We start from the raw sequence: 25,570 nt of genomic DNA on the forward strand, positions 1-25,570 counted from the left end.
CATACCCTATGGATTACAGATCTTACATGGCTCATACCCCTGCGTGATCAGATCATCCCGGCTTCCGATATATTCTTTCTTATTGCTGTCATTCATGCGCTTTACTGAACGGCAGGACAGCTCATGAAACTTTCCTGTATTTGTATTAATAATATAAGTATGCTCTGCTGCCTTTTCTGATTCTGCTTCTATTTCCGTCTGAACTTTCTCTGTCGTACTCTCTCTTGTTACATTATCTGTCTTCGTTGTATCATCCGACAGATTCTGATTTTCTCCCACCCCTGACATATCTGATTGCCGTTCCGGTATAAAAGTAATTGTTTTTCCATCACTGTACGCCTGAATCGTACCATTCAGATCCGTACGATACACCGTGCATCCTGCATTTGCCAAACGATCAAGCACTTCTTCGGTCGGATGTCCATATGAATTATCTGCCCCAACGCTGATTACCGCATAACTGGGCTTAACAGCCTCTAACATCTCTTTTGTTGTGGCATTTCTGCTGCCGTGATGACTGACCATCAGAACGTCACTGGAAAGTTCTTCTCCGGATGCGATCATTGCCTGCTCACCGGCTTCCTCTCCATCCCCATAGATCAGGAATGAAGTATCCCCATATGTCATACGAATTCCGACAGAATTATCATTTTCATTATCATCACTATAAGTAATCGGTGCTACTATTGTAAATACCGCATCACCAAAGGTATAAGAATCCCCTGTCTTTGGAAATGTAATAGTCAGGTTCTGCGCCGCAAGCTTATCAATCAACGAATCATAGATCTTTGTATCTGCAACATAATCCGGGCCGATAAAAGTCTCTGTGTCAAATACATTCAACACACCCACCAGACCATTTATATGATCGGAATCATAATGGCTCGCGATCACATAATCAAGTGACTCTATATTCTGTTTTTTCAGGTATGCCACGACAAATGAAGACGCTGACGACGGACCTCCATCCATCATCATGTAATGGTCATCACAGGAAAAAAACACCGCATTCCCCTGACCGACATCTAAGAAAGTAACTGTAAGTCCGGCAAGATCGTCTGTTGTTCCCCCGATATTCGCTTCCGAAGTTATCTGCTCATCTGACGTAGCTTCCGTACTGTCAATCGATTCTGTTATATTCTCTGTTGTATTTCCTGTCTGATTTTCGTTCATTTCATCCGATAAATCCAGACATCCTGAAAAAAGCCCAAGGACAAAGCACATGCCGACAATGATCATCACTTTCCTCAGGCCATTCTTTTTATTTATAGAATTTATCATAAGCTGCTCCCCCAGAATTATATCTTTAATCCTGTTCTATATCACGTAATTTCTTTCGTATTCGTTGGATCGCATTATCGATAGATTTATACGTCTTTCCAAATGCTTCTGCTAGCTCATCATAGCTTTTTCCGGCAAGATATCCTTCTAACACCTGTCTTTCAAATTTGCTGAGTTTTTTATCAATCGTCTCCGCAAGCTTCTGGGATTCCAGCTGCCCAAGCATCTGATTCTCCGGTTCAAATGCCTGATCTGCCTGCAGCTCATCCACAAGCGCAACATCATCGTCATTTTCCGTATAAAATGATACATAATAATTAAGCGGAGAATGCTTCTTCCTGTTCGACAGCTTCACCGCAGTGATCAACTGTCGCTTGATACACAGATTTGCAAATGTAGAAAAAGATGCCCCTTTGCTTCCGTCAAAGCTTCGGATAGCTTTAATGAGCCCTATCATTCCTTCCTGAATGATGTCCTCATTTTCTGCACCGATAATATACAGGGCACGACTCTCTTTCTTTACAATCCCCATATACTTTTTGATCAGATATTCAAAAGCGGCATTATCATTTTCTTCCCGGATCAACCGGATATTTTCTTCATCGGTATTTCTTTCATACACACACACGGCGTTGGTACTCCCCTATTTTACACCCATTCTCTGACGGACAACCTCATATCCCAATACTCCGGCCGCAACCGAAGCATTTAATGAATCGATATCACCACTCATCGGTATGGATACAACATAATCACATTTTTCTTTTACCAGACGACTGACACCTGTACCCTCATTTCCGATCACAAGTCCCATCGGTCCGGTCAGATTGCAGCGGTACATCAGTTCCCCATCCATATCGGCACAGGCAAACCACATACCACGTTTTTTCAATTCATCAATCGTCTTCGCCAGATTTGTTACCTTAACCACCGGTGTATATGCGATTGCACCGGCAGAAGCCTTAACAACTGTTGCTGTGATTCCGACTGCTCTTCGTTTCGGAATAATAACGCCATGTGCACCGCACAGATTCGCTGTACGAACGATTGCGCCAAGATTATGCGGATCTTCAATCTCATCCAAAATAAAGATAAATGGCGGCTGTCCTTTTTCCTCAGCCTTTGCAAAGATCTCATCGATCGCTGAATATTCATAGGCCGCCACATGAGCGATCACACCCTGATGTTTCCCGGTCGAAGACATCTGGTTCAGCTTCTCTTTCGAAACATAATTAATAATCGTCTCCTGCTTCTTTGCTTCACGCACGATTGAATTGATACTGCCATCATGACAGCCATCCTGCAGATATAACTTGTCAACTGTTTTACCGGAACGAAATGCTTCCATAACTGCATTTCTACCCTCTATCTCAAACTTTTCATTTCTGTTTTCTTCCATGCTTATGCTCCATTTCTAATCCACATCATCAGATTGTAAATGCTCAATCAATTGTTTTGATTCCAGGCAGTCTCTTGTTAACTCAAATAAACGGTCATATTCTTTATTCAGATAAAGATAGCCGATCAGCGCTTCAAAACCGGTAGCTTTCCTGTACTGTCCTACCGACGCATTCTTTGCCTTGGAATGTGTCTTTGTATTCCTTCCACGCTTATATATCGCCATTTCCTGCTCGGTCAGTTTCTCTTCCAACAGATCGATATAACCTGCCTGTGACTCTGCATTTACGATATGAATAGCTTCTTTATGATATTTGAATGCCTGTTTGTTATCCTTTGATACCAGAACGGTCTTTACTAAAAGGTCAAATACACTGTCCCCTATATAAGCAAGCGCCAGCCCGGAATATTCTGCCGGATTGGAATCTTCTACACCTAATATCGCAGTAAAATACTGATCTAAGCTCTTTTCCATTTTACTCCTTCTCTTGTATCCTCAAGAATAATGCCCTTATCACTGAGCATGTTACGGATCTCATCTGCTCTTGCAAAATTCTTTGCTTTTCTTGCTTCCTGACGTTCATTGATCAAAGCCTCGATATCAGAATCTAACAGTTCTTCTTCCCGCTCTGTAATGATACCAAGAATATCACACAGCTTCTCAATCGTCCGGATTGCCAGATCTACTGTTTTCTTTGGTGTATCATTTGAAATATTGATATTTGTATATTTTACTAATTCAAAGATAACTGAGATCGCATCTGCTGTATTCAGATCATCGTCCATAGCTGCTTCAAATCGTTTCGTATATCCATCTAATTCTGCCTCGACAGAAACATCGGAACCCACCACATCTACCGGCGCAAGTGACTTTAACTTGTCAACAGCAGTCAGGATACGTTCCAGACCATTCTTGGATGCCTCTACCAGATCAGCCGAGAAGTTCAATGGACTTCTGTAATGAGCAGACAGCATAAAGAAACGGATAACCTGAAGTGGATATTTGTCTGCGATCTCTCTTACTGTAAAGAAGTTGCCAAGTGACTTGGACATCTTCTCGTTGTTGATCTTTAAGAAACCGTTATGCATCCAGTATCTTGCAAATTCCTTATCATTTGCTGCTTCACTCTGTGCAATCTCATTTTCGTGGTGTGGGAAGATCAGATCCTCACCACCTGCATGGATATCAATGATATCACCGATATATTTCTTAGACATAACAGAACATTCCAGATGCCAGCCCGGTCTTCCTTCACCCCATGGTGACTCCCAGAACGGTTCTCCCTCTTTCTTTGGCTTCCAGAGAACGAAATCCAACGGATCTTCCTTCTCATCCTGACCGGAAACCTTAAGCCGATGATTCTCTGCTCTGTGTCCGGATTCCAGATCATCAATATTCTTATGAGATAATTTACCATAATCTGCAAAGCTTCTGGTACGGAAATATACAGTGCCATTTACTTCATATGCATGTCCTTTTTCAATCAGTGTCTTGATCATCTCGATCATATCCGGGATCTCTTCGGTAGCCTTTGGATGTGTCGTAGCTTCCTGTACATTCATCGCTGCCATATCCTTCTTTGTCTCTGCAATGAAGCGCTCAGAGATCACCTTGGAATCAACACCTTCTTCATTTGCACGTTTGATGATCTTATCATCAACATCTGTAAAATTGGATACGTAATTTACATCGTATCCCTTATATGTGAGATACCGTCTCAATGTGTCAAATACAATCATTGGTCTTGCGTTTCCGATGTGGATATAATCATATACGGTAGGTCCGCAGACATAGATTCCTACTTTACCTTCATTGATCGGTACAAATTCTTCTTTTGTTCTTGTAAGAGTATTAAAAATCTTCATGGGAATCCTCCAATAAATATAGTTTTTATTTTCGCCTGTCTTTCATGCAAAGCAGTTTTATCATGCGTTATAGATTATGCATAAAAAAGAAAAAACCTGGAAAAAACTTCCAGGTTATCAAATAGCAGTTCATAGGGGAATCGAACCCCTGTTTTCGCCGTGAGAGGGCGACGTCTTAACCGCTTGACCAATGAACCATATATCTTAGCGACTTGTTTAATATACCAGAAGCTACGATAAAATGCAAGCTTTTTTTTCAGTAAATTTACATTTTTTTGTACTGACCATATTTTAGCTTGTAATAAGGGCATTGTCAATCAAATACGCAAGTGTTTTGGTAATGAAAGGGATACAGGGCTGCTACATAGATCTTCCTTATATCTAAATACAACTTAGCATATTTTTGCATTAATTTTATCATAGACAGAAACAATACCTTTTATCTGCCAAGTCCTGATTCTGTATTCTTTCATGCAGCAAACCTTTTTTCACGTCGGTACTTGGCAAACTGCTGTAAGCAGTGAGCTTAGTACCGCTACGTGAAAAACAGAACGCAAGTGTTTTGCGTAATGAAAGGGATACAGTGTCAGGGCTTACAGAATAAAGATATTGTTTCGTCCGTTTATACAAAGTCAAAGGTAAGCTGGTTGGTATCCGGCATACCGTCTAAGATGCCAAGCTCTGACAGCTTGTCGATCGCACTCTTTCCAATCTTAGAATGAGCCTGCAGATCTTCCTTTGAGATAAATTTGCCTTTGCCGGCTGCATCCTTCAACTGCTTTGCAGCCTTCTCTCCCATTCCTTCAATGGAAGCCAGTGAAGGCATGATCTTACCGTCTATTACCTGAAAACGGATATCATCCGCCACATAGATATCGATCGGCATGAACTCAAAACCTCTCGCATACATCTCAAGAACCAGCTTCAGATCCTTTAACTTATCTTCATCCTTTGCGGTTCGTTTATTCTTATCAATACTCTGTATCATATTGATATGATACAGTACCTTTTCTTTTCCAAAGCACATCATCTCATAACTGAAGGCTGATGCACGAATACTGAAAAACGCTGCATAATACTGAAGCGGATAATTCACCTTAAAATATGCAATTCTCCACGCCATCATAACGTAAGCCGCCGCATGGGCTTTCGGGAACATGTACTTGATCTTCTGGCACGACCAGATATACCAGTCCGGTACACCATGTGCCTTCATATCCTCTTTCCATTCTTCCCATTTTGCACATTTGCCTTTAGCTACGTTACCTTTTCGGACATTCTCCATGATCTGAAACGCTGTACCGGATTCCAGGCCCATATGGATCAGATATACCATGATATCATCTCGACAACAGATTGCGGTCGAGATCGTACACTGACCGGATTTGATCAGCTCCTGTGCATTTCCAAGCCATACATCCGTACCATGCGCCAGACCTGCGATTCGCACCAGATCCGAGAAGTTCTGTGGATTTGCATCAATTAACATCTGCATGGCGAAATCCGTACCGAACTCCGGCACACCCAGACTGCCAAGCGGAATGCCATTGATATCCTCCGGTGTAATATGAAGACTTTCTGTTCCATGGAACAATGCCATAACATCAGGATCATCTAACCGGATCGTGGTTGCATCAAGACCGGTCAGATCCTCCAGTCTTCGGATCATCGTAGGATCATCATGACCGAGAATATCAAGCTTCAACAGGTTATGATCGATCGAATGGTACTCGAAATGAGATGTTACGACATCCGTCGTCATATCATTTGCCGGCTTCTGGATCGGTGTGAAGGAATAGATCTCCTCATGCCTTGGAAGAACGATCATACCACCCGGATGCTGTCCGGTCGAACGCTTAACGCCGGTACATCCGATTGCCAGACGTTCCATCTCACAGCTTCGTTTAGTGACGATAGCCTTTTCATCGACATATTTCTCGATCTCCTTCTGGGTCAGATCTCCCATTGCCGTAGCTTCTGCTCTCGCTTCATCCTTTGCAAGATCTTTGAAGTAATTATATACATAACCATACGCTGTCTTGTCTGCTACCGTTGTTACAGTTCCTGCACGGAATGCCTTACCCTTACCGAATAATACTTCTGTGTAAGCATGTGCACATGACTGATATTCACCGGAGAAGTTCAGATCGATATCCGGCTCCTTATCTCCTTTGAATCCAAGGAAGGTTTCAAATGGGATATCGTGTCCCTCTTTGATCAGTGGATGACCGCATCGAGGGCAGTCACGATCCGGCATATCACATCCCGACATACCGGAATATGATTTCACAATGTCGGAATCAAAATCAACAAAATGACACTCCGGACAAATATAATGTGCCGACAACGGATTTACCTCTGTGATACCTGCCATCGTTGCTACGAAGGAAGAACCTACAGATCCTCTGGAACCAACCAGATAGCCATGATCGTTGGAATCCCACACAAGCTTCTGTGCAATGATATACATAACGGCAAATCCATTTGATATAATGGAATGTAACTCACGTTCCAGTCGTTCTACAACGACCTCCGGCAGATCCGGTCCATAGATCTTATGAGCCTTTTCATAACAGATATTCGTAAGTGTCTCATCTGAATTCTCGATGATAGGCGGTGCTTTATCCGGTCGAACCGGGTCCATATATTCCACCATATCCGCGATCAGATTTGTATTTGTGATAACAACCTCTCTGGCTTTCTCACTTCCCAGATATTCGAATTCCGCCAACATTTCTTCCGTCGTTCTGAAATAAAGCGGAGGCTGATTAACTGCATCCTCAAAACCTTTACTTTTCATGATGATCGCACGATAGATACTGTCTTCCGGATCAAGGAAATGGACATCACAGGTTGCAACGACCGGCTTATTAAATAATCGTCCAAGCTCCACGATACGCTTATTATAATTCTGAAGATCCTCGATCGTACAAGGATTCTCCTTCTTTCTGGTCATAAACTCGTTATTTCCGATCGGCTGTATCTCCAGATAATCAAAGAAATTAACAAGTCTTGCAATTTCTTCATCCGGTGCATCATCTACGACCGCACGGAACAGCTCACCTGCTTCACAGGCAGAACCTAAGATCAAGCCTTCTCTGTATTTATTGATCATGCTCATTGGCATACGCGGTCTGCGGTTGAAATATCTGACATGCGCTTCAGAAATCAGACGATACAGATTCACACGGCCGATCTCATTTTTTGCCAGAATGATGCCATGATATGTTCTGCCTTTTTTGATCGTATCATCCGATGCAGAACCTAATTCATTTACATCCTCCACCGTCTTTACGCCACGTTCCACTAACATCTCATATAATTTTACGAAAATTTTTGCGGTTGCATTTGCATCATCAACAGCACGGTGATGATGTTCATTTTTTACATTTAACGCCTTACAGACACGATCCAGTGTAAACTTACCAAGCTCCGGCAATAACACATGGCTGAGCGTCATGGTATCCATGATCGTATTATCGAATTTCATTCCTAGATCTCTGGCATTTTTCTTGATAAATCCGGTATCAAATGCTGCATTATGTGCAACAACGATATCATCACCACAGAATTCCAAAAACTTCGGCAGGATCACGTCGACGGTCGGTGCATGCATAACCATCTCATCTGTAATGGAAGTCAACTGCTCTATACTATAAGGGATCGGTTCTTCCGGATTGATAAATTCCGAGAAACGATCGATCTCCTCTCCATCTTTTACCTTTACAGCTCCGATCTCTATGATCTTATTCTTCTTCTGACTAAGACCGGTCGTCTCGATATCGAATACGATATATTCTGTATTCAGATCCTGTCCTTTGGGATTGATAACCAGATTCTTCAGGTCATCGACAAAATATCCCTCACAGCCAAAGATCAGTTTAAAGCCATCCTTCATACCCTTTGCATGTGCTGCGATCGGGAATGCCTGTGCAACGCCGTGATCCGTGATTGCAATCGCCGGGTGTCCCCAGTCATTTGCACGTTTCACAATCTTCTCGATATCAACAACACTGTCCATCTCGCTCATAACCGTATGCATATGTAATTCCACACGTTTTTCAAGCGATGTGTCAACTCTTGGCACACGGAAATCCGGTATATGCTTGATACCACGCACAGATGCAATATTTAACTCCTTGGAAAAAGTATCGTATAACGGCACACCCTTTAACCGATAGAAGCTTCCTTCTTTTAACTCATCCTTATAAACCGGCGCATCATCCTCTGATGCAAATATCTTAAATGCGATCGTATCTTCAAAATCCGTAATATTACAGATGAATAAAGTCTTACCATTTCGGAGAACCTTTTCTTCCATCTTGATCAACTGGCCATGAATACAGACTTCACCGATACCATCTACTAATGTAGAAATCTTTACCAGTTCCCCTTCGCAGTCTCTGCCATAGAATACATCCGGATCATTCGAGGTATATTTCTTCCTTCTGGCGGCAAATGTCTCCTTCGGCTTTTCGTCCTGTGCAGGTGCTTTCTTTTCAGCCGGAGCATCCTTCTTGCCTTCTCCGACCAGCTTCTTTTTATCTACTGATTTACCATCCAAGGTCAGATCCGCATCCTCATGTACATTACTTAAGATTGCCTCAATCTCAAGCTTCATCTTCTGTTCATTTGCACGGCGGAGCATCTCTTTATCAGATTCCGTATAATCAAAGCCGACCTTGATATCCATACCGAACCGTTTCTTATAGGTCTCCTCCAGATATTTTTTGATCCCGATCGAATGGCTCTTTGAAAGCTTACTGTCTTCCATCGCAAGCGTGATAATATCATCTGCATAATACCATTCTGCCCGCTTTAATAAACGATATCCAACATGACTGATCTTCTCGACATCATACAAGATACTGTCCTTATATACCTCTGTTAAGGTTCTGGTATTGTACTGGGAAGACAGCTCATAACGGTCATCAATGATGACCTTATAACCACGTCCACGAAATAAATGTCCGCAAATGATATCTTCCACCTGTACAATCTTCGGACGGCTGATCAGGTGCTTCGACAGCAGGCTGATAATAAGCTGGCGTTCTGCCTGCTTCATTACTACCTTTTCGATCATCGTATCCTCAAACAGGGAAGACAGCTCTTTATCCATATTCAGTTCAGGAAATACTTCAAAAAATAATTTTGCTTCTACCGGCACGTTCTATTCACTCCAGTTATCTAACTCGTACTTTAATGTTGATAATATATCTTTCTCGTCGATCTTCTTTATGATCTGGCCTTTTTTGATCAGGATACCGCAGCCTTTTCCGCCCGCAATTCCAAGATCTGCTTCCTTGGCTTCACCCGGTCCGTTTACAACACAGCCCATAACAGCAACCTTGATATTCAGATGATCATAATCGGCAACCAGCTTTTCTACCTGTTCTGCCAGTCCGATCAGATCAATCTCCGTTCTTCCACATGTTGGACAGGACACAAGTTCGATTCCTCCTGTACGGAGTCCAAGCGTCTTTAAGATCATCTTTGCTGTCATGATCTCATTGACCGGATCCCCTGTTAAAGATACACGGATCGTATCTCCGATTCCCTCATGCAGGATAATACCAAGTCCTACAGAGGATTTGATATTACCGCTCATAACCGTACCGGATTCCGTGATACCCACATGCAGCGGATAATTCGTCTGATCTGCGATCAGCTCATGTGCTTTTACACACATCATAACATCGGAAGATTTAATACTGATGACCATATTGTCATATCCGCAGTCTTCGATCATATGAACCTTATCCAATGCACTCTCAACGATTCCTTCTGCTGTCACGCCGTGGTATTTTTCAACTAATTCTTTTTCAAGGGAACCGCTGTTTACACCAACACGGATCGGTATATTCCGTTCCTTACATACCGCTACTACCTGTGCCAGCTTATCCTTACCACCGATATTACCCGGATTGATACGGATCTTATCTGCTCCCGCCTCAGCCGCTGCGATCGCCAGACGGTAATCAAAATGAATGTCTGCAACCAGCGGAATATGGATCTGTTTCTTGATCGCAGGGATTGCCGCCGCTGCCGCATCATCATTTACGGTGCTTCTGATGATGTCACAGCCTGCCTTTTCAAGTTTTAAGATCTGTGCAACTGTAGCATCTATATCACTGGTTTTTGTATTTGTCATCGACTGGATCAGGATCGGATTTCCACCACCGATCACCCGGTCTCCTATCTTTATAACTTTTGTATGATCTCTGTACATATTAACTCCTGTTCATCTAATGAAAGAATACATTCTTGATATCGTTAAATAATATCACAACCATCAACAGCATAACCAGAACAAATCCGATCAGCGTCACGATATTCTCCTTATCCTTCGGAACCTTCTTTCTCGTTACTGCTTCAATTAACAGGAAGATAAATCGTCCTCCATCCAAGCCCGGTATCGGCAGCAGGTTCATAACGCCAAGGTTTGCCGACAGCAGTACGATATAATTCATCCAGTTTAAGAACAGATCAAGCACACTGCTCTTTGCTGCCTCATTGAAGGTATCGTTCATGTTCTTCGCTACTCCGACCGGACCGGATACTTCATCCGAACTTACCTGACGGGTAACGATCAGCTTCAGGCTTAAGAAGGTTGCTTTTACCCAGTATCTGGTCTCATAAGCAGAATATTTACAAAGCTCTCCGAAGTTCTTCGGGAGCTGATAACCGACACTCATTATTCCGATCTTATAGCCATCCGGTGTCTTTGCCGGATGTACCGTCGTATCATAGACCGTTCCGTCTTCTTTCTCAAGTGTCAGATCAATCGGTGAACCATCTCCATAGATCTGAAGATAGATCTGTAACTCACGGAAATTTTTAACTGTACTTCCCTCAATCTTTAATACCCGATCGCCATCTGATATCCCGGCTTCTTCCGCCGGATATACACCATTAAAATATTCCTCGGCATTTTCGATCTGGTATTTTTCAATATTATCTTTATTGTATACTGCTCCTATGATCGCAGGATCACTTCCACAGAAATGAATGATCACCATGGAAAATAAAAATGCGATCACAAAGTTCATGGCAGGTCCTGCAAGTACAACCGCCATTCTTGCCCAGATGGATTTCTTCTCAAAGGAATTCTCATCATTTTCGTTTTCTTCATCATCTTCGCTGAGCATCATACAATAGCCGCCAAGCGGAATCAGCCGCAGCGTATACTGTGTTTCTTTCTTATGAAACTGAAACAGCTTCGGTCCGAATCCCATCGAAAACTCTTTTACTGTGATATGATTGATCTTTGCTACGATAAAATGTCCCAGCTCATGAAAGAAAATGATGACACCAAAAACAAGTATGATCAATATGATATTCAAAAACTAACACCCACTTTCAATAAATTCATATACTTCCTGCTCGGTTGCAAGAATCTCATCTATATCAGGATTTTCAATCAATTTATGATGATCCATGGATGCACGGATGATATCATAGATATCAAGAAAATCGATTTTTCTATCTAAGAACTGCTTTACTGCATATTCATTTGCAGCATTGAATACTGTAGGCATCGAACCACCGATCCCGATTGCCTCATATGCGTATCGTAACCCAAGAAAGGTATTCATATCCGGTGTCTCGATCACAATCGATGAAAGCTTCGTAAAGTCAAGACGATCTCCCGGCATGTATCTTCGTTCCGGATAGAACAGCGCATACTGGATCGGCAGCTTCATATCCGGCGTACCGAGCTGTGCGATCACTGCTCCATCTTTATATTCTACCATTGAATGAATGATACTCTGCGGCTGGATCACAACCTGAATATTTTCCGGTGCTACATCAAATAACCATTTTGCTTCAATAACTTCCAGACCTTTATTTACCATCGTTGCTGAATCAATGGTGATCTTTCTTCCCATGCTCCAGTTTGGATGCTTTAATGCGTCCTCTAATTTCACATGCTTTAAAAACTCTCTGCTCTTGCCACGAAATGGTCCACCGGATGCTGTCAACAGAATTTTTTCAATGGAATCATGTGTATTTCCCTGCAATGACTGGAAGATTGCCGAATGTTCACTGTCAACCGGAAGGATCGATACTCCTTTTTCCTTTGCAAGCGGCATAATAATATGTCCCGCTGTAACCAGAGTTTCTTTATTTGCAAGGGCAATGTCTTTTCCCGCTTTAATCGCTGCCACAGTCGGGCGGATACCGATCATTCCTACAATAGCGGTAACTAATATATCCGATGTCTTGTATTCTGCAATCTCGATCAGCCCATCCATGCCTGATACGACACGGATATCCATATCCTTCAGACGATCTTTTAATTCATCTGCCAGCTTCTCATCCCACAGACCAACGATCTCCGGTCGGAACTCTCTCGCCTGCTTCTCTAATAAGTCTATGTTTCTTCCTGCTGATAAAGCACAGATTTTTATATCCTGATTCCATCTTGCGATCTCAAGTGTCTGTGTTCCTATAGATCCTGTGGATCCAATGATAGCTACATGTTTCATATTTGTTCTCCTTTACCCATTTCAAACATCTGTATCTAACATTTTTTATCTGTCTGCACTATTTCCAATGCGACATAAAGGAAAAGCAGCGTAATTATGAGCACAGTTCATCTGTACGCTCTCCCACACTGCTTTTTCTGATTACAACAAATATAATATAAGATAATACATAATTGGTGCTGTAAATATAATGCTGTCAAACCGGTCAAGGATTCCGCCATGCCCCGGTATCAGCTTGCCATAATCTTTGATATCATTATTTCTCTTGATTGCAGAAGCCGCCAGATCCCCGATAACTGCAGGCAGCGCACATACAGCTCCGATCAATGCAAATATCCATACAGAATGTGCAACCTGCATGAAATGATTATAAATCAAACCAAATACAACACCTAATATTCCTGCTCCAACAATTCCGCCGATCAGACCCTCGATACTCTTCTTCGGGCTTAAGATCGGTGACATCTTGTGCTTACCGATTGCGCGTCCGACCAGATAGGCACAGGTATCATTACCCCAGGAGCTGACAAAGATCAGCAGAACAAGAATCAGTCCATGTTTCATATCTCGTATGAGATACACATACGACAACATTACACCTACATATACAAATGCAAAGAATGCCGCCATGATCTCTTTATCTTTGTAATTCGGATACGTGAGCACATAGATTGCAAGGATGACAAGCATATAGACCGCGATCAACGGTAATATAAACTGATGCAGGTCAAAATACAACAATGCATAATAAAAAACCGTTGCACCGTAAGCTGCATATCCAAGTCCTTTCTTGTTCAGCCCATATATACGAAGTAACTCCATCACACCGATCAGCGAAACCGCACACATTACCAGACATGTAAGTGCTCCGCCAAAATAAAGTGTGATTGCTGCAATGATCACCAGGATCACTGCACTGATTGCCCGTTGTTTAAACATATTATTTCCTCTTTATTTTACCCCGCCATACCGACGGTCTCTATGACTGTAATACCGACATGCATTAACCAGCTCGTCCATATCAAAGTCCGGCCATAACACATCCGTAAAATAAAATTCTGAATATGCGATCTGCCATGGAAGAAAATTCGATGTCCGAAGCTCTCCGCTGGTACGAATCAACAGATCCGGATCCGTCAGTTCCTTTGTATCAAGGTAGGCACTGACTGTATCCTCTGTAACCGCATCCGGTGATAACTTTCCAGCCATACAGTCGGATGCAATCTGTCTGACCGCTCTTGTGATCTCATCCCGTCCGCCATAGTTAATTGCTACAGAAAACTGAAGTCCTGTATTATTTGCTGTAGCTTTCTCCAGATTATACATCTTCTCTACGATATCCTTCGGAAGGTCCTCACGCTTACCAATGATCCTTACACGCATGTTATTCCGGTTGGATCGCTCGATGCTGTCAACCAGATACTTACGGAAAATATTCATGATCGTAGATACTTCCTCTACTGACCGTTTCCAGTTCTCGGTAGAAAATGCGTATACAGTCAGGTATTTAATACCAAGTTCATCTGCATTCTCGCATGTTCGCTCGATTGCCTTTGCGCCCTCTGAATGTCCATAGGTTCTTGGCATCAGTCGTTTCTTCGCCCATCTTCCGTTTCCATCCATGATGATCGCAACATGCTCCGGAATATTGATCATTTCTCCATTTATTTCTTTATTCATACTTACTCCAAATTAAACAGTTAAGATCTCTGTTGATTTCTTCTCAATAGCCTTATCGATCAGACCAACATATTTGTCTGTCATCTTCTGGATCTTATCCTCGTTTGTCTTTAATTCATCCTCTGATATATCTCCGGCTTTCTCCATCTTCTTGATTGCGTCATTTGCATCTCTTCTGATATTACGGATAGCAACTTTTGCATTCTCACCTTTTTTCTTAATATCCTTAACGATCTCTTTTCTTCTTTCCTCTGTCAGTTCAGGGAAATTCAGGATGATGTTCTTACCGTCATTGTTTGGTGTCAGCCCAAGATCTGAATTCAGGATCGCCTTCTCGATCGCCTTTACCAGTGATGGCTCCCATGGTGCGATCATCAGCGTTCTTGCTTCCGGTACGGTGATATTTGCAAGCTGCTGCATCGGTGTCGGTACACCATAATATTCTACCTTGATCTTATTTAAAATGTTAGGGTTGGCACGTCCTGCACGGATCGTAGCATATTCCCCTTCCAGGTTTTCAACTGTCTTCGTCATTTTCTCTTCGTACTGTGTCAACATATCTTTTTGTTCCTCCTGTTTATTTATACGTTCACATATGTTCCTGTAAAGCCACCGGTAACGGCCTTTACAATACTGTCTTCACCATTTAAGCCGAATAACATCATCGGCATTTTGTTTTCCATTGCAAGAACTGCAGATGCAAGATCGATAACTCCAAGCTTATTATCAACAATGTCTTTCATCTGCATGCTGTCATATTTCTTTGCATTTGGATTTGTCTTAGGGTCACTGTCATATACGCCGTCAATTGCTTTTGCAGATAAGACTACATCTGCCTTTACTTCAACCGCCATAAGAACAGTTGCCATATCTGTTGAGAAATACGGATGTCCGATTCCTCCGGCAAAGAAAACAACTTCTCCCTGCTCCATATATTCTACAGCTTTATCACGGTTGAACAGCTCTGTCATTGTTCCGCATGCAAATGGTGTCATGATATGTGATTTGATTCCAAATACACGAAAAGCATCTGCGGTATAGATACAGTTCATAACAGTTGCAAGCATGCCGATTGAATCTGCTTTTACACGATCCATATTTTCTGAGGTTCTGCCACGCCAGAAATTACCACCACCGATTACTACACAAAGCTGGATTCCTTTATCCAGGATCTTCTTTACCTGTCCGGCAACATCATATACAGTCTTTTCATCAAAGCCCTGCTTTTTTTCTCCAGCAAGTGCTTCTCCACTAAGTTTCAATAACACTCTGTTCATTTCCATAATTGTAACCTCTTATGTTTTCTCAAAATTTTTCTATCCTAGTATAGCACAATATAACTATATTTCAAACAGGAAGTTGGAAAGATTTTATTCAAATTATCGAAGCCCCGGATCTGTTCTCCATAACAAAAAGAACACCACAAAATCTGACTGGTTTCATGATGTTCTTTCGTTTCCGGTATGTTTCTATATACTATTTATTAACGATTGAATCCGGATCATCATCTACTGTAAACGTATCCAGATCGATCTGGTTATAATATCCTGTATCGTTGATAATATTTGCACTGATATTTTTAACTGTCTGGGATGGAACATAATCATAATCGTTAAACAGATATCTGTGAAGAACGACTACATTGTTCTCCAGATCTCCTGCTACAACCAGACTTCCCTTACTTCCAAGTGTTGGTGTTGACCATGTAAATGGGAAACCGGTTGAGGATTCCAGTTTGTAATTGAAGCAGTTCGTTGCAAGATCCATAATCTCTTTCTTTGTAAGGCTGGAGCTGATATCATCTACAACTGCATTCAGGCAGTCATTTAACTTGGAGATTCCGGCACTCTTTGCCTTTTCGATCATAAGGCTGATAACCTTTCTCTGTCTCCATGCTCTGGTGATATCACCCTGGTCTGTACTTCGGATTCTTGCATATGCGGTAGCCTGAACACCATCAAGATGTACAACACCTGTATCATATACATACGTAGACTGGATGCCATTGACTCTCTGCTGTTCATCGATACACTGATTCAGCTTGTCAAGCTCGCTGGACTTCAATTCGATATCAAGACCGCCAAGTGCATCGATTGCTTCTGTCAATGCCTTGAAGTTTACAGTTACATAAGCTGTAATATTCAGGTCAAGGTTCTTGTTCAATGTATTGATCGCCTCTGAAGCTCCGCCATAAGCATAAGCATGTGTGGCCTTCTCATAGCTCTTGGAATCATTTGCAAGCTCCAGATATGTGTCACGATATACGGAAGACATCTTAACCTCCTGTGTATCATTGTTAATGCTTACAATGATGATTGCATCGGATCGTGCTCCGCTTTCTACCATATCAATATCACGGCTATCTACACCGAATAATGCGATCGTTGTATAACCGGTCATCTTCTTTACGGTTTCTTCTGCAAGGTCATCATTCACCTTAACGTCTTTTAACTCTTCAAAATTCATTTTATTAAATGCTGAATTGATATAAGCATTTACAAAAAGGACACCTCCAAGAATGATCACCAGTATTTCTGCTATAAGTGCAATGATCCATGGTTTGTTTTTGCTCTTTTTCTTCTTTTTCCCGGAAGATCTGCGCTCAGCAGATTTTTTCTGTGCCCGCTTTGCTGCTGTATCTTCCATATCATCATAATCGTCGAAATCTTCATCGCTAAAAATATTATCGCTCATTATTCATTCTCCTATACGTTTGTGTATATGTTTCATCTCAACAGAACTATTTTTCGTACAAAATGTCAATTTTCCACGAACAAACAAGGTGTATTCTACTACAAATAATATTCAAATTCAACCTGTTCATAAAAATATAACATTTACGCCGGACTGTCTTCTTTATTCGCCCAGGATAAATTTGTCAATAACCGGAACCAGACCATCTTCATCATTTGAGAGTGTAACATAATCTGCATGTTCCTTTACGATCTCCTGTGCATTTGCCATCGCCACACCGACACCCGCATATTCGATCATCGTCAGATCGTTATATCCATCTCCGCAGGCAACCAGATCCTTTACATCCATGTGCAGATATTCCAGAAGCTTTTCAAGGGATGTTGCCTTATGCACACCCTTTGGCATGATCTCAACAAAGAAAGGCTCGGAACGGAAAACAGTAACCGAATCTCCATACAGGGCTGCCAGCTCCTGCTCCACCTGCTCTGCAACATCAGGTTCTGCTGTCAGCAGGCACTTATTGATCGGGAAGTCAATAAAGGAACGAAAATCCTCCACCTGTACGATCTCCATACGATTGATTCTTGCCTCAAGACTCATATAATCATCAACCGGGGTTCCTGTTACAACGATGTCATCCTTATAAGTCACCATCCCAATCTTTTTCTCAACACAGTAATCATATATTTTTCTTGCAATCTCATTATCTACACATGCCTGATATGCGATCTCACCTGTTTTATAATTCACGATACGTCCGCCATTGAATGCCAGCACATATCCACCATACTGATTCAGTTCCAGTTCATCCGCAATCTTCCGGATTCCAGGCAGCGGCCGTCCGGATGCAATTGCCACAACATGTCCTTTTTTCTGGATCTCCATGATCTTATCCAGTGTAGGCTTTGTGATCTCTTTTTTCGAATTAGTCAATGTACCATCAATATCAAGTGCTATTATCTTCTTCATCTTATTATCTCCACGTTTATCTTCAATTTGTAATGATCAAGTTGATAATATATAGTAGTTTCACCTCTTTGTCCAGTAGTTTACCCGAAAAAATGCGATTCTATTGTAATTGACGGTGCGATTGTATTATAATAATCAATCATAAATGCATCTTTTTTATTAAATTTCGGAGTTTTGGCATGAATTATACGATCTATATAAAAGAAAAGAATCTGGCAACAAATATAAAAGCGGCTGTTCATGAATATATCAAGCGGCTATCACCTTTCTGTAAAGCTACAGTCTGCTGTGCAGGCAAAAAAAAAGTTGCCTTTGCAAGTAGCGATATCAATATCCTGATCACCCCTGACCAGACAGGCAAGCACACGATCTCTTCCGAAGCCTTTGCCCGAATGATCTCTGACTATGCCCTGGGCGGATATTCAAAAATCAGTTATTTTATTGGATTTTCTCCGGATGATCTTCCGATTTTATCCGATCAGACCTTTTTCGTTTCCAGTATGACATTATCTAACGAGATCTGCCTGATTGCCTTTACGGAACAGCTCTATCGTGCCTATACCATCAATAACAACATTACTTATCACAAATAATACGAATCTGGTCAAGCAACATGACACGCATCAACTGATGTGGGAATGTCATATCCGAAAAACTCATTTTCACATCTGCACATCTGACCAGTTCGTTTGAAGTTCCCAGAGAACCACCGATCAGAAAGGATACTGCTTCATATTCTCGCTCTTCTGCCTGACGGATAATTGCCGCGAACTGTTCGGTTGTATATTTTTTACCTTCTATGCAAAGAGCGATCACAAAATCATTTTTACCGATACTTGCAAGACTGTTTCTGCTTTCTGTTTCAATAATCTTCTGCTTTACAGCATCGGATGCATTCTTCGGTATTTTTTCATCCTCACTCTGAATGATCTCTACCCGGTTCTTTTTATTGATCTGTTTACAGAGTTCCTGTATCTGACTGCTATAATATTCTTCTTTTATCTTTCCAACACATATGATCTTAAACAGCATCATGCATCTCCATTTTCTATCTCTGATCCAGCTTTATCTGGTCAAACAATTTCTTTTCCGCTTCATTTTTCTTATGCGTAAACATACTGACAATGATCGTTACCGCCAAAGCAAATACAAAGGATGCAGTTCCCGCACTCAGTTCTGTTGATACCGCCAGTGTATTTCCTTCTATCATCGGTACAAAATACCAGACAGAACAAACCGCAAGCCCTGTAAACAGTCCTGCAAAAATTCCCGGTCTGCTTGCTGCTCGCCAGACAACTGCCAATATACATGGAGCTGCCATTGCAGATGCATACTCCCATGAAACCGTGATCAGTTTCTGATACTCCGGCTTCCATATACCGACAATCACCAGTAATGCGCCTGAAAGAATAACCAGCAGGCCTATATCTGCCACATTCTGCTGCTTTTCATCCCTGATCCATTTCATTTTTGGCAGAAGTCCCCGAGCTACCTCCATACTCATTGCAAATATACGCTCGGTCAGACACAACAGCGTAATAACCAAAACTCCAAGTATAACATATCGGATCTCTGTCGGAACTTCCAGCTTATGACATAAGGCTGCAACATAAGTCCGGAGCAGTTCGTCAATTCCAGAATCAAGCGTCACCTTTAACGGATAGATACATACTGCATTTAACAATGACCAGACACTGATCACAACAATCATCACGCCTGTATACAGGATTGACAACACCCGTCCACGATCCAGCTCATGACTGTCCTTTGCTTCAAATGCTCCATTAAATAAAAATGGAAGTCCAAGACAGCCAAGTCCCATACCGACCATGGATATAATATATGTAACACCGGTCTGTGTGCCGTTATAATACAGAATATTCAGATATACACTGGTTCCGCCCTTCATATGCAGCTTTCCATAAATATCGAGAAGCTCCGATGGTTTATTTACCATAAACAAACTGATGACCAGAACAAAGAATACCAACAACAATATTATATAGAAGATACTCCTTATTACACTTCTTACTTTATTTCCAAGTATGCACATATAAATGCTTAAGATCACCACGATCCCTACAGCAACCCAGTGATATTCCATGCCAACCGTCTTGCTGATCACCTTACTCCCATATTCCAACAATGCTGCAGTCATAGACAGAAGGATCAGCAGCCATACAACAAGAAAGCTGTCCTTTAATATAACCGACCGGTATCTGTCATATAAAAATTCCCACATACTTCCGATGGTCTTCCGGGAAAGATCCCGATAAGAACGGAGCCGCTTTACCAGAAACAACCAGGCAAATGTTGTACCGACAAACAGACCAATATTGATAAAACACACACCGGCTCCATATACTCCGATCACCGGTGGCAGCAGGACCAATGACCAGAGCAGCATCTCTGCCATTGAATTATTTCCAGCCAGCAGTGCCCCGTTTAATGTATTTTGATCATTCTGAAATAAATATTTTCTTTTGCTTCTGCTCATATCAAAGACTCCTTCAAACCCACCCGGGTTCCGATCATTTTTTACTGCTTTATGTTCTCACTATCCGCTTCCTCGTGTCAAGTCTCTTTTTATATAATTTTTCTATATTTCTTTTTTATTTCTATTATATTATTACAAATTTGTAAGCATCCTAATAAAAAATATAGAACAAGAAAACTATCTATGTTATAATATCCAAGCATGTAAATTTTGTTTTACATGGTCATTACATGATTTTGACATTTATTCAGAAGGTAATTTTTATTCACAGGAGGATATGGAAGTGGACTTTTTTTCAATTCTGACTTTACTTGGAGGCGTAGGACTGTTCCTGTTTGGAATGAACATGATGGGCGATTCCCTGAAGAATCTGGCAGGAGGAAGTCTGGAACGGATACTTGAAAAACTGACAACCGGTAAGAGTCAGGCAACCGGCGCGATTAAGGGCTTTGGTCTTGGTACCGGTGTAACAGCGATCATTCAGAGTTCTGCAGCAACTACGATCATGCTGATCGGTTTTGTAAATGCCGGCATCATGAAGCTTGGTCAGGCGATCCCTGTTGTATTTGGTGCCAATGTCGGTAGTACCGCAACCGCACAGATTTTACGTCTTGGTGATCTTGGCGAAGATATGTTTATCCTCAAATTATTAAAACCGTCTTCTTTTGCACCCGTTCTGATCGGTATTGGTGCTTTTATCATTCTGTTTGCCCATAAGAAAAAACATAAAGATATCGCCGGTATCTTAGTCGGTCTTGGTATCTTATTCCTTGGTATGAATACAATGGAAGCTGTGTTCGCTCCTTTAAAAGAATCTGAAGCATTCCAGAATCTGTTCATTTCTTTCAGCAATCCACTCCTTGGTATCCTGATTGGTCTTGTCTTAACAGCGATCATCCAGAGCTCCTCTGCTTCAGTCGGTATCCTTCAGGCATTATCCTCAACAGGAGTTGTTTCCTATGGTTCTTCGATCCCTATTATTATCGGTATTAATATAGGAAAATGTTTCGCCATCCTGCTCGGCAGTATCGGTGCAAACAAAAAGGCAAAACGTGTTGCCATGTCCTATCTGTTATTTAATATTATCGGTGCGATTTTCTTCGTTGTTGTGATCTATGGACTTCAGTTGTTTATCACCTTCCCATTCATAGATAAGATCATCAACCGTGGTGTAATCGCAAACCTACATTTTATGTTTAACTTTATCATTGCGATCCTGCTGCTTCCATTCGCAAATAAGATCGCAGATCTGACCGGTAAGATCATCGGCGACGATAAAGAATCCAAAATTGACAAAGAGCTTGCATCTCTCGATCCAATGCTTCTTGATACACCAAACATTGCTCTTACCCAGGCGCAGAAGGTAATGTTCTCCATGACAGACTCCATCAAGGAAAACTTCGAACTTGGAAGTCAGTTATTATCGGAATATAATGAAGAAACTGCTGGAAAACTTCTGGAAAATGAGATGTTCATTGATAAATGTGAAAGTGCGTTAAACGAATATCTGTTAAAGATCACCTCCAAGCGGCTGCATTCATCCGAACGAAAGCTGGCATCTGAATTATTAAACAGTGTCAGTGACCTGGAACGAATCGGTGACCACTGTGAAAATCTTCTGATCGTCGGCAGAAAGATCACCGATGAAAAAATCTCCTTCTCCACACAGGGAACCATGGAGATCAATACGCTCTTACAGGCTACAGCCAATATCATTGATACAACCTTTATGGCATTCAAAAACGATGATTTAACGGCTGTCTCCCGTATCGAGCCACTTGCTCAGTCAATCACAGAGGTAAAAGAGATCATCAAAGATCACCATGTTATCCGTTTACAGACCGGAGACTGCGATATCGACGGTGGTTTTGCTCTTGTAGATATCCTGACCAGTCTGGATCGTATCGGAAGTCACTGTTCTAATATCGGACTTCATATTGCAAAGAAATTAACTACAGATTCCTTTGACGAAATGCACGGTCATATCTACACAAATGGATATAAGACCTCCGAAGAATATAAAGCACTCTACTGCTACTACATGTCTCTGTACTCTGATCCGATCACCGAAAAGTATAAGGCGAGCCTGCCAGAGCTGGAACATAAGATCTCGCAATCAGATGCAAATAAATCTTCTGCTTCGAAATCTGTGGATCTGAACACAGCTAAGGCAGATAAAAACGAACAGCAGGCAAAAAAAGAGCCTAAATTAAAAGAGATCAAGAAGACAAAGATTGAAAAAGTAAAACAGAAGAAAGACTCTAAGAAAAAATAAAGATTATTCTGATAATAAGCATTATAAAAAGATACTCTGATCACGGGATCATACAGGTCCTTTGCTTTCAGAGTATCTTTTTTATTTCCTTTTATTCTTTAATACTGCATTTTATTATTATTTGATCTTGTATCTCGTTTAGACAGATATACATAATGACTCTATCTCAATCACGGCTTTCAATTACAATTAATAATCCGGATTCAAATTCGATTAGACCGCACTCTGCAATCAGCTCATTGCTGACGCCGATGCTTTCTCCAAGCTTCAATGTAAGCCCCTGTGCATTATAATAAAAACCCTGAAGTGTTACACCGGTCACCTGTTCCGTATATGGAAGCAGTGACACATATCTGTATGCATCGGTACGCTTCACGATATGTTGGTGTGCTGTCATCGTGATCCTGTTATGCTCGTCGATCAGATATGCCGATATTTCGGTCTCTGCAAACTGCTTTAATAAGCCAATATTGGCAAGAGTATGATCCATACGGGTTCCGGTTGCTCCAACCAGAATTACTTCATCCGGTCTGATCTCCTGCTCCAGTATATAAGAGATTGCAACATGGGTATCTGTAAAATCCTTATGTGTATCCAGATCCAGAAATTCTGTCTTTTCCCGATATGATGCTACAATATCTGTCTTTGCCGAATCAAAATCTCCAATAACCAGATCCGGAAGTATGTCACATTCCTGACAGATTTCAAGTCCTTTATCACATGCTATTATTTTTTGAAAATCATAATCGGAAAGAACCGTTTCAAGCACTTTTTTTGAAACGGTTCCTCCTGTAACAACTAAATATCGATTCATATATCCTGTTACCTGTTCCGGCAGACAGCAGATCTGCTTTCTGCCTTTTTATTACTTTCTATTGTATTTCTGAAAAAATCTTATGGAAGGCTTTTACATTCTCAACCTTATCTCCCTTGAATACTGCAGATCCGGCAACTAATACATTTGCACCTGCCTGAATGATCTCAGCCACATTAGAAAGAGTGACACCGCCGTCTACCTGAATATCTGTCTGAAGTCCACGGCTGTTTAACAGTGCTCTGGTCTCTGTAATCTTCCGAAGGGAAGATGGAATAAACTTCTGTCCTCCAAAGCCCGGATTTACTGACATGATCAGAATCATATCTACATCCTCTAATACATAATCAAGTACCGATAATGGTGTTGCAGGATTTAATGCAACTCCGGCTTTCATTCCCAGCTCTTTTATGGCTGCGATGGTTCTGTGAAGGTGCTTGCAGGCTTCTGCATGTACTGTTACGATATCTGCTCCACAATTCTTATAATCCTGTAAGAAACGCACCGGTTCATCAATCATAAGATGAACATCAAACACCTTATCAGATACCGGACGAACACTCTTGATAACCGGTGCTCCAAATGAAATATTCGGCACAAAGGACCCATCCATAACATCCAGATGAATATATTCACTTCCTGCCTGATCTATGATCTGTATATCTTCTGCCAGATGTCCAAAATCCGCAGACAATACTGATGGGGACAGCTTTAACATTACCATTTCCTCTTTTCCTTTAATTCGTTGTATATCATAACATAATCATCATACCGCATCTTACTGATTCTGCCATCGCTGACAGCTTTCTTTACCAGGCATCCCGGTTCACTAATGTGATTACACATGTTAAATTTACAGGTTCCTGTATATGCTGCAATCTCAGGAAAATACAGCTTCAGATCTTCTGCTTCGATTCCTTCTGTATATAACGAACTGAAACCCGGTGTATCCATAATATAAGTATCATCATCTACAAACATCAGCTCTGAATGTCTCGTTGTATGTTTTCCACGCTGGATCTTTTCACTTAAACCTCCCGTCTGCACATTGGCATCCGGAAATAATGAATTCAGTGTCGATGACTTGCCTACACCTGAAGGTCCTGCAAATACCGTTGTTTTTCCTTTTATAACTGCTTCCAACACATCAATCCCATAGCCGCTTTCGGCACTGATAAACAATACCTCATAGCCACTCTTTGTATAAGATCTGCATATATCTTCACTCTGACGAAAGCCCTCCAGATCCACTTTATTAAAGCAGATCACTGTAGAAACCTCATGCTGCTCCATATTGATCAGAAAACGGTCAAGCAGATTGAAGTTAGGTGCTGGTGCAGACACTGCAAAAATAATTACAGTCTGATCTACGTTTGCAACTGCAGGTCTGTTTAACCAGTTAAATCTGGGCAATATATCTTCAATATTGCCCAGATTCTTCTCTTCATCTAATATCTCTATCTCAACATTATCGCCTACCAAAGGTTTAATCTTTCGATTCCGGAAGACACCCTTTGCTTTACATTCATATGTGATGCCGTTTTCACAGACAACATAGTAGAAACCACCAATGCCTTTTATGATCTTACCTGTCATACCTGCAC

At 41.5% G+C, this 25,570-nt stretch carries 22 protein-coding genes and 1 tRNA gene; 2 read left to right on the plus strand and 21 right to left on the minus strand.

Annotated features, from left to right (window positions below; all coding sequences use genetic code 11):
* Positions 1–6: 6 nt before the first annotated feature.
* From DWY07_RS09180 to DWY07_RS09255, 16 genes are all read right to left on the minus strand, one after another.
* Positions 7–1,281, minus strand: coding sequence for a ComEC/Rec2 family competence protein (locus DWY07_RS09180; protein WP_117822786.1), 1,275 nt, complete (start codon positions 1,279–1,281; stop codon positions 7–9).
* Positions 1,282–1,306: 25 nt separating this feature from the next.
* A complete protein-coding gene (locus tag DWY07_RS09185) occupies positions 1,307–1,909 on the minus strand; it encodes a sigma-70 family RNA polymerase sigma factor (protein WP_021943261.1) in 603 nt (200 codons plus the stop codon).
* Positions 1,910–1,924: 15 nt separating this feature from the next.
* Positions 1,925–2,680 carry a 23S rRNA (guanosine(2251)-2'-O)-methyltransferase RlmB gene (gene rlmB, locus DWY07_RS09190; protein WP_008401609.1) on the minus strand — a complete coding sequence of 252 codons (756 nt, stop codon included), beginning with the start codon at positions 2,678–2,680 and terminating at the stop codon, positions 1,925–1,927.
* A gap of 15 nt (positions 2,681–2,695) precedes the next feature.
* Positions 2,696–3,154, minus strand: a complete 459-nt coding sequence (locus DWY07_RS09195) for a ribonuclease III domain-containing protein (RefSeq protein ID WP_008401608.1) — start codon at positions 3,152–3,154, stop codon at positions 2,696–2,698.
* Positions 3,139–4,545, minus strand: coding sequence for a cysteine--tRNA ligase (gene cysS, locus DWY07_RS09200; protein ID WP_117822788.1), 1,407 nt, complete (start codon positions 4,543–4,545; stop codon positions 3,139–3,141). Before cysS ends, DWY07_RS09195 begins: the two co-directional genes overlap by 16 nt.
* 125 nt (positions 4,546–4,670) lie before the next feature.
* Positions 4,671–4,742 (minus strand) — tRNA-Glu (locus tag DWY07_RS09205).
* 425 nt (positions 4,743–5,167) lie between these two features.
* The gene (locus DWY07_RS09210) at positions 5,168–9,712 is read right to left on the minus strand and encodes a PolC-type DNA polymerase III (protein WP_117822790.1); all 4,545 of its coding nucleotides are present in this window, start codon (positions 9,710–9,712) and stop codon (positions 5,168–5,170) included.
* A gap of 3 nt (positions 9,713–9,715) precedes the next feature.
* Positions 9,716–10,774, minus strand: a complete 1,059-nt coding sequence (ispG, locus tag DWY07_RS09215; RefSeq protein ID WP_008401604.1) for a flavodoxin-dependent (E)-4-hydroxy-3-methylbut-2-enyl-diphosphate synthase — start codon at positions 10,772–10,774, stop codon at positions 9,716–9,718.
* A 16-nt stretch (positions 10,775–10,790) separates the two neighbouring features.
* Entirely contained in the window at positions 10,791–11,888 is a 1,098-nt protein-coding gene (locus tag DWY07_RS09220) for a M50 family metallopeptidase (protein ID WP_021943257.1), read from the minus strand.
* A 3-nt stretch (positions 11,889–11,891) separates the two neighbouring features.
* Complete coding sequence (locus tag DWY07_RS09225) at positions 11,892–13,034, minus strand: 1-deoxy-D-xylulose-5-phosphate reductoisomerase (protein ID WP_117822791.1); 1,143 nt, start codon at positions 13,032–13,034, stop codon at positions 11,892–11,894.
* 141 nt (positions 13,035–13,175) lie between these two features.
* Complete coding sequence (locus DWY07_RS09230) at positions 13,176–13,973, minus strand: phosphatidate cytidylyltransferase (RefSeq protein ID WP_008401601.1); 798 nt, start codon at positions 13,971–13,973, stop codon at positions 13,176–13,178.
* 12 nt (positions 13,974–13,985) lie between these two features.
* Positions 13,986–14,714 (minus strand): isoprenyl transferase, encoded by a 729-nt coding sequence (locus DWY07_RS09235; protein ID WP_117822793.1) that lies wholly within the window; start codon positions 14,712–14,714, stop codon positions 13,986–13,988.
* 12 nt (positions 14,715–14,726) lie between these two features.
* On the minus strand, positions 14,727–15,272 hold the full coding sequence (frr, locus tag DWY07_RS09240; RefSeq protein WP_021943254.1) for a ribosome recycling factor: 546 nt from the start codon (positions 15,270–15,272) through the stop codon (positions 14,727–14,729).
* A gap of 23 nt (positions 15,273–15,295) precedes the next feature.
* A complete protein-coding gene (gene pyrH / locus DWY07_RS09245) occupies positions 15,296–15,997 on the minus strand; it encodes a UMP kinase (RefSeq protein ID WP_021943253.1) in 702 nt (233 codons plus the stop codon).
* Between the two features lie 193 nt (positions 15,998–16,190).
* Positions 16,191–17,408, minus strand: coding sequence for an LCP family protein (locus tag DWY07_RS09250; RefSeq protein ID WP_021943252.1), 1,218 nt, complete (start codon positions 17,406–17,408; stop codon positions 16,191–16,193).
* 162 nt (positions 17,409–17,570) lie between these two features.
* A complete protein-coding gene (locus DWY07_RS09255) occupies positions 17,571–18,380 on the minus strand; it encodes a Cof-type HAD-IIB family hydrolase (protein WP_117807706.1) in 810 nt (269 codons plus the stop codon).
* Positions 18,381–18,559: 179 nt separating this feature from the next.
* On the opposite strand from DWY07_RS09255, the gene DWY07_RS09260 reads away from it, so the two are divergent.
* Entirely contained in the window at positions 18,560–18,973 is a 414-nt protein-coding gene (locus tag DWY07_RS09260) for a 23S rRNA (pseudouridine(1915)-N(3))-methyltransferase RlmH (protein WP_117822795.1), read from the plus strand.
* Here DWY07_RS09260 and DWY07_RS09265 read toward each other — a convergent pair.
* A complete protein-coding gene (locus DWY07_RS09265; RefSeq protein ID WP_117807708.1) occupies positions 18,957–19,412 on the minus strand; it encodes a 23S rRNA (pseudouridine(1915)-N(3))-methyltransferase RlmH in 456 nt (151 codons plus the stop codon). The genes DWY07_RS09260 and DWY07_RS09265 overlap by 17 nt on opposite strands.
* Positions 19,413–19,428: 16 nt before the next feature.
* Positions 19,429–20,877: a hypothetical protein gene (locus tag DWY07_RS13415; protein WP_242997331.1), complete on the minus strand. Its 1,449-nt coding sequence runs from the start codon at positions 20,875–20,877 to the stop codon at positions 19,429–19,431.
* Between the two features lie 277 nt (positions 20,878–21,154).
* Here DWY07_RS13415 and DWY07_RS09275 point away from each other — a divergent pair, with 277 nt between their 5' ends.
* Positions 21,155–23,152, plus strand: a complete 1,998-nt coding sequence (locus DWY07_RS09275) for a Na/Pi cotransporter family protein (RefSeq protein ID WP_117807710.1) — start codon at positions 21,155–21,157, stop codon at positions 23,150–23,152.
* Positions 23,153–23,318: 166 nt separating this feature from the next.
* Here the strand turns inward: DWY07_RS09275 and DWY07_RS09280 are convergent, their stop codons facing one another.
* The 3 genes from DWY07_RS09280 to rsgA are packed head-to-tail and all read right to left on the minus strand — an operon-like array spanning position 23,319 to position 25,562.
* The gene (locus tag DWY07_RS09280) at positions 23,319–23,966 is read right to left on the minus strand and encodes a thiamine diphosphokinase (protein WP_117807711.1); all 648 of its coding nucleotides are present in this window, start codon (positions 23,964–23,966) and stop codon (positions 23,319–23,321) included.
* Positions 23,967–24,024: 58 nt separating this feature from the next.
* Positions 24,025–24,684, minus strand: a complete 660-nt coding sequence (gene rpe / locus DWY07_RS09285) for a ribulose-phosphate 3-epimerase (protein ID WP_117784975.1) — start codon at positions 24,682–24,684, stop codon at positions 24,025–24,027.
* Entirely contained in the window at positions 24,684–25,562 is an 879-nt protein-coding gene (gene rsgA / locus DWY07_RS09290) for a ribosome small subunit-dependent GTPase A (protein ID WP_117822797.1), read from the minus strand. Before rsgA ends, rpe begins: the two co-directional genes overlap by 1 nt.
* Positions 25,563–25,570 lie beyond the last annotated feature (8 nt).

It is taken from the genome of Clostridium sp. AF23-6LB, from assembly GCF_003461085.1.
Taxonomy (GTDB): domain Bacteria; phylum Bacillota; class Clostridia; order Lachnospirales; family Lachnospiraceae; genus Coprococcus; species Coprococcus ammoniilyticus.

Bases quoted from the DNA above. Each gene is read 5' to 3' on its own strand.
- DWY07_RS09260 (WP_117822795.1), top strand. From the start codon at position 18,560: ATGAATTATACGATCTATATAAAAGAAAAGAATCTGGCAACAAATATA.
- DWY07_RS09230 (WP_008401601.1), bottom strand. From the start codon at position 13,973: ATGTTTAAACAACGGGCAATCAGTGCAGTGATCCTGGTGATCATTGCA.
- rpe (WP_117784975.1), bottom strand. From the start codon at position 24,684: ATGTTAAAGCTGTCCCCATCAGTATTGTCTGCGGATTTTGGACATCTG.
- rsgA (WP_117822797.1), bottom strand. From the start codon at position 25,562: ATGACAGGTAAGATCATAAAAGGCATTGGTGGTTTCTACTATGTTGTC.
- DWY07_RS09255 (WP_117807706.1), bottom strand. From the start codon at position 18,380: ATGAAGAAGATAATAGCACTTGATATTGATGGTACATTGACTAATTCG.
- pyrH (WP_021943253.1), bottom strand. From the start codon at position 15,997: ATGGAAATGAACAGAGTGTTATTGAAACTTAGTGGAGAAGCACTTGCT.
- cysS (WP_117822788.1), bottom strand. From the start codon at position 4,545: ATGAAGATTTTTAATACTCTTACAAGAACAAAAGAAGAATTTGTACCG.
- DWY07_RS09265 (WP_117807708.1), bottom strand. From the start codon at position 19,412: ATGCTGTTTAAGATCATATGTGTTGGAAAGATAAAAGAAGAATATTAT.
- DWY07_RS09195 (WP_008401608.1), bottom strand. From the start codon at position 3,154: ATGGAAAAGAGCTTAGATCAGTATTTTACTGCGATATTAGGTGTAGAA.
- rlmB (WP_008401609.1), bottom strand. From the start codon at position 2,680: ATGGAAGAAAACAGAAATGAAAAGTTTGAGATAGAGGGTAGAAATGCA.
- DWY07_RS09250 (WP_021943252.1), bottom strand. From the start codon at position 17,408: ATGAGCGATAATATTTTTAGCGATGAAGATTTCGACGATTATGATGAT.
- DWY07_RS09235 (WP_117822793.1), bottom strand. From the start codon at position 14,714: ATGAATAAAGAAATAAATGGAGAAATGATCAATATTCCGGAGCATGTT.
- ispG (WP_008401604.1), bottom strand. From the start codon at position 10,774: ATGTACAGAGATCATACAAAAGTTATAAAGATAGGAGACCGGGTGATC.
- DWY07_RS13415 (WP_242997331.1), bottom strand. From the start codon at position 20,877: ATGAGCAGAAGCAAAAGAAAATATTTATTTCAGAATGATCAAAATACA.
- DWY07_RS09180 (WP_117822786.1), bottom strand. From the start codon at position 1,281: ATGATAAATTCTATAAATAAAAAGAATGGCCTGAGGAAAGTGATGATC.
- DWY07_RS09280 (WP_117807711.1), bottom strand. From the start codon at position 23,966: ATGAATCGATATTTAGTTGTTACAGGAGGAACCGTTTCAAAAAAAGTG.
- DWY07_RS09275 (WP_117807710.1), top strand. From the start codon at position 21,155: ATGGAAGTGGACTTTTTTTCAATTCTGACTTTACTTGGAGGCGTAGGA.
- DWY07_RS09225 (WP_117822791.1), bottom strand. From the start codon at position 13,034: ATGAAACATGTAGCTATCATTGGATCCACAGGATCTATAGGAACACAG.
- frr (WP_021943254.1), bottom strand. From the start codon at position 15,272: ATGTTGACACAGTACGAAGAGAAAATGACGAAGACAGTTGAAAACCTG.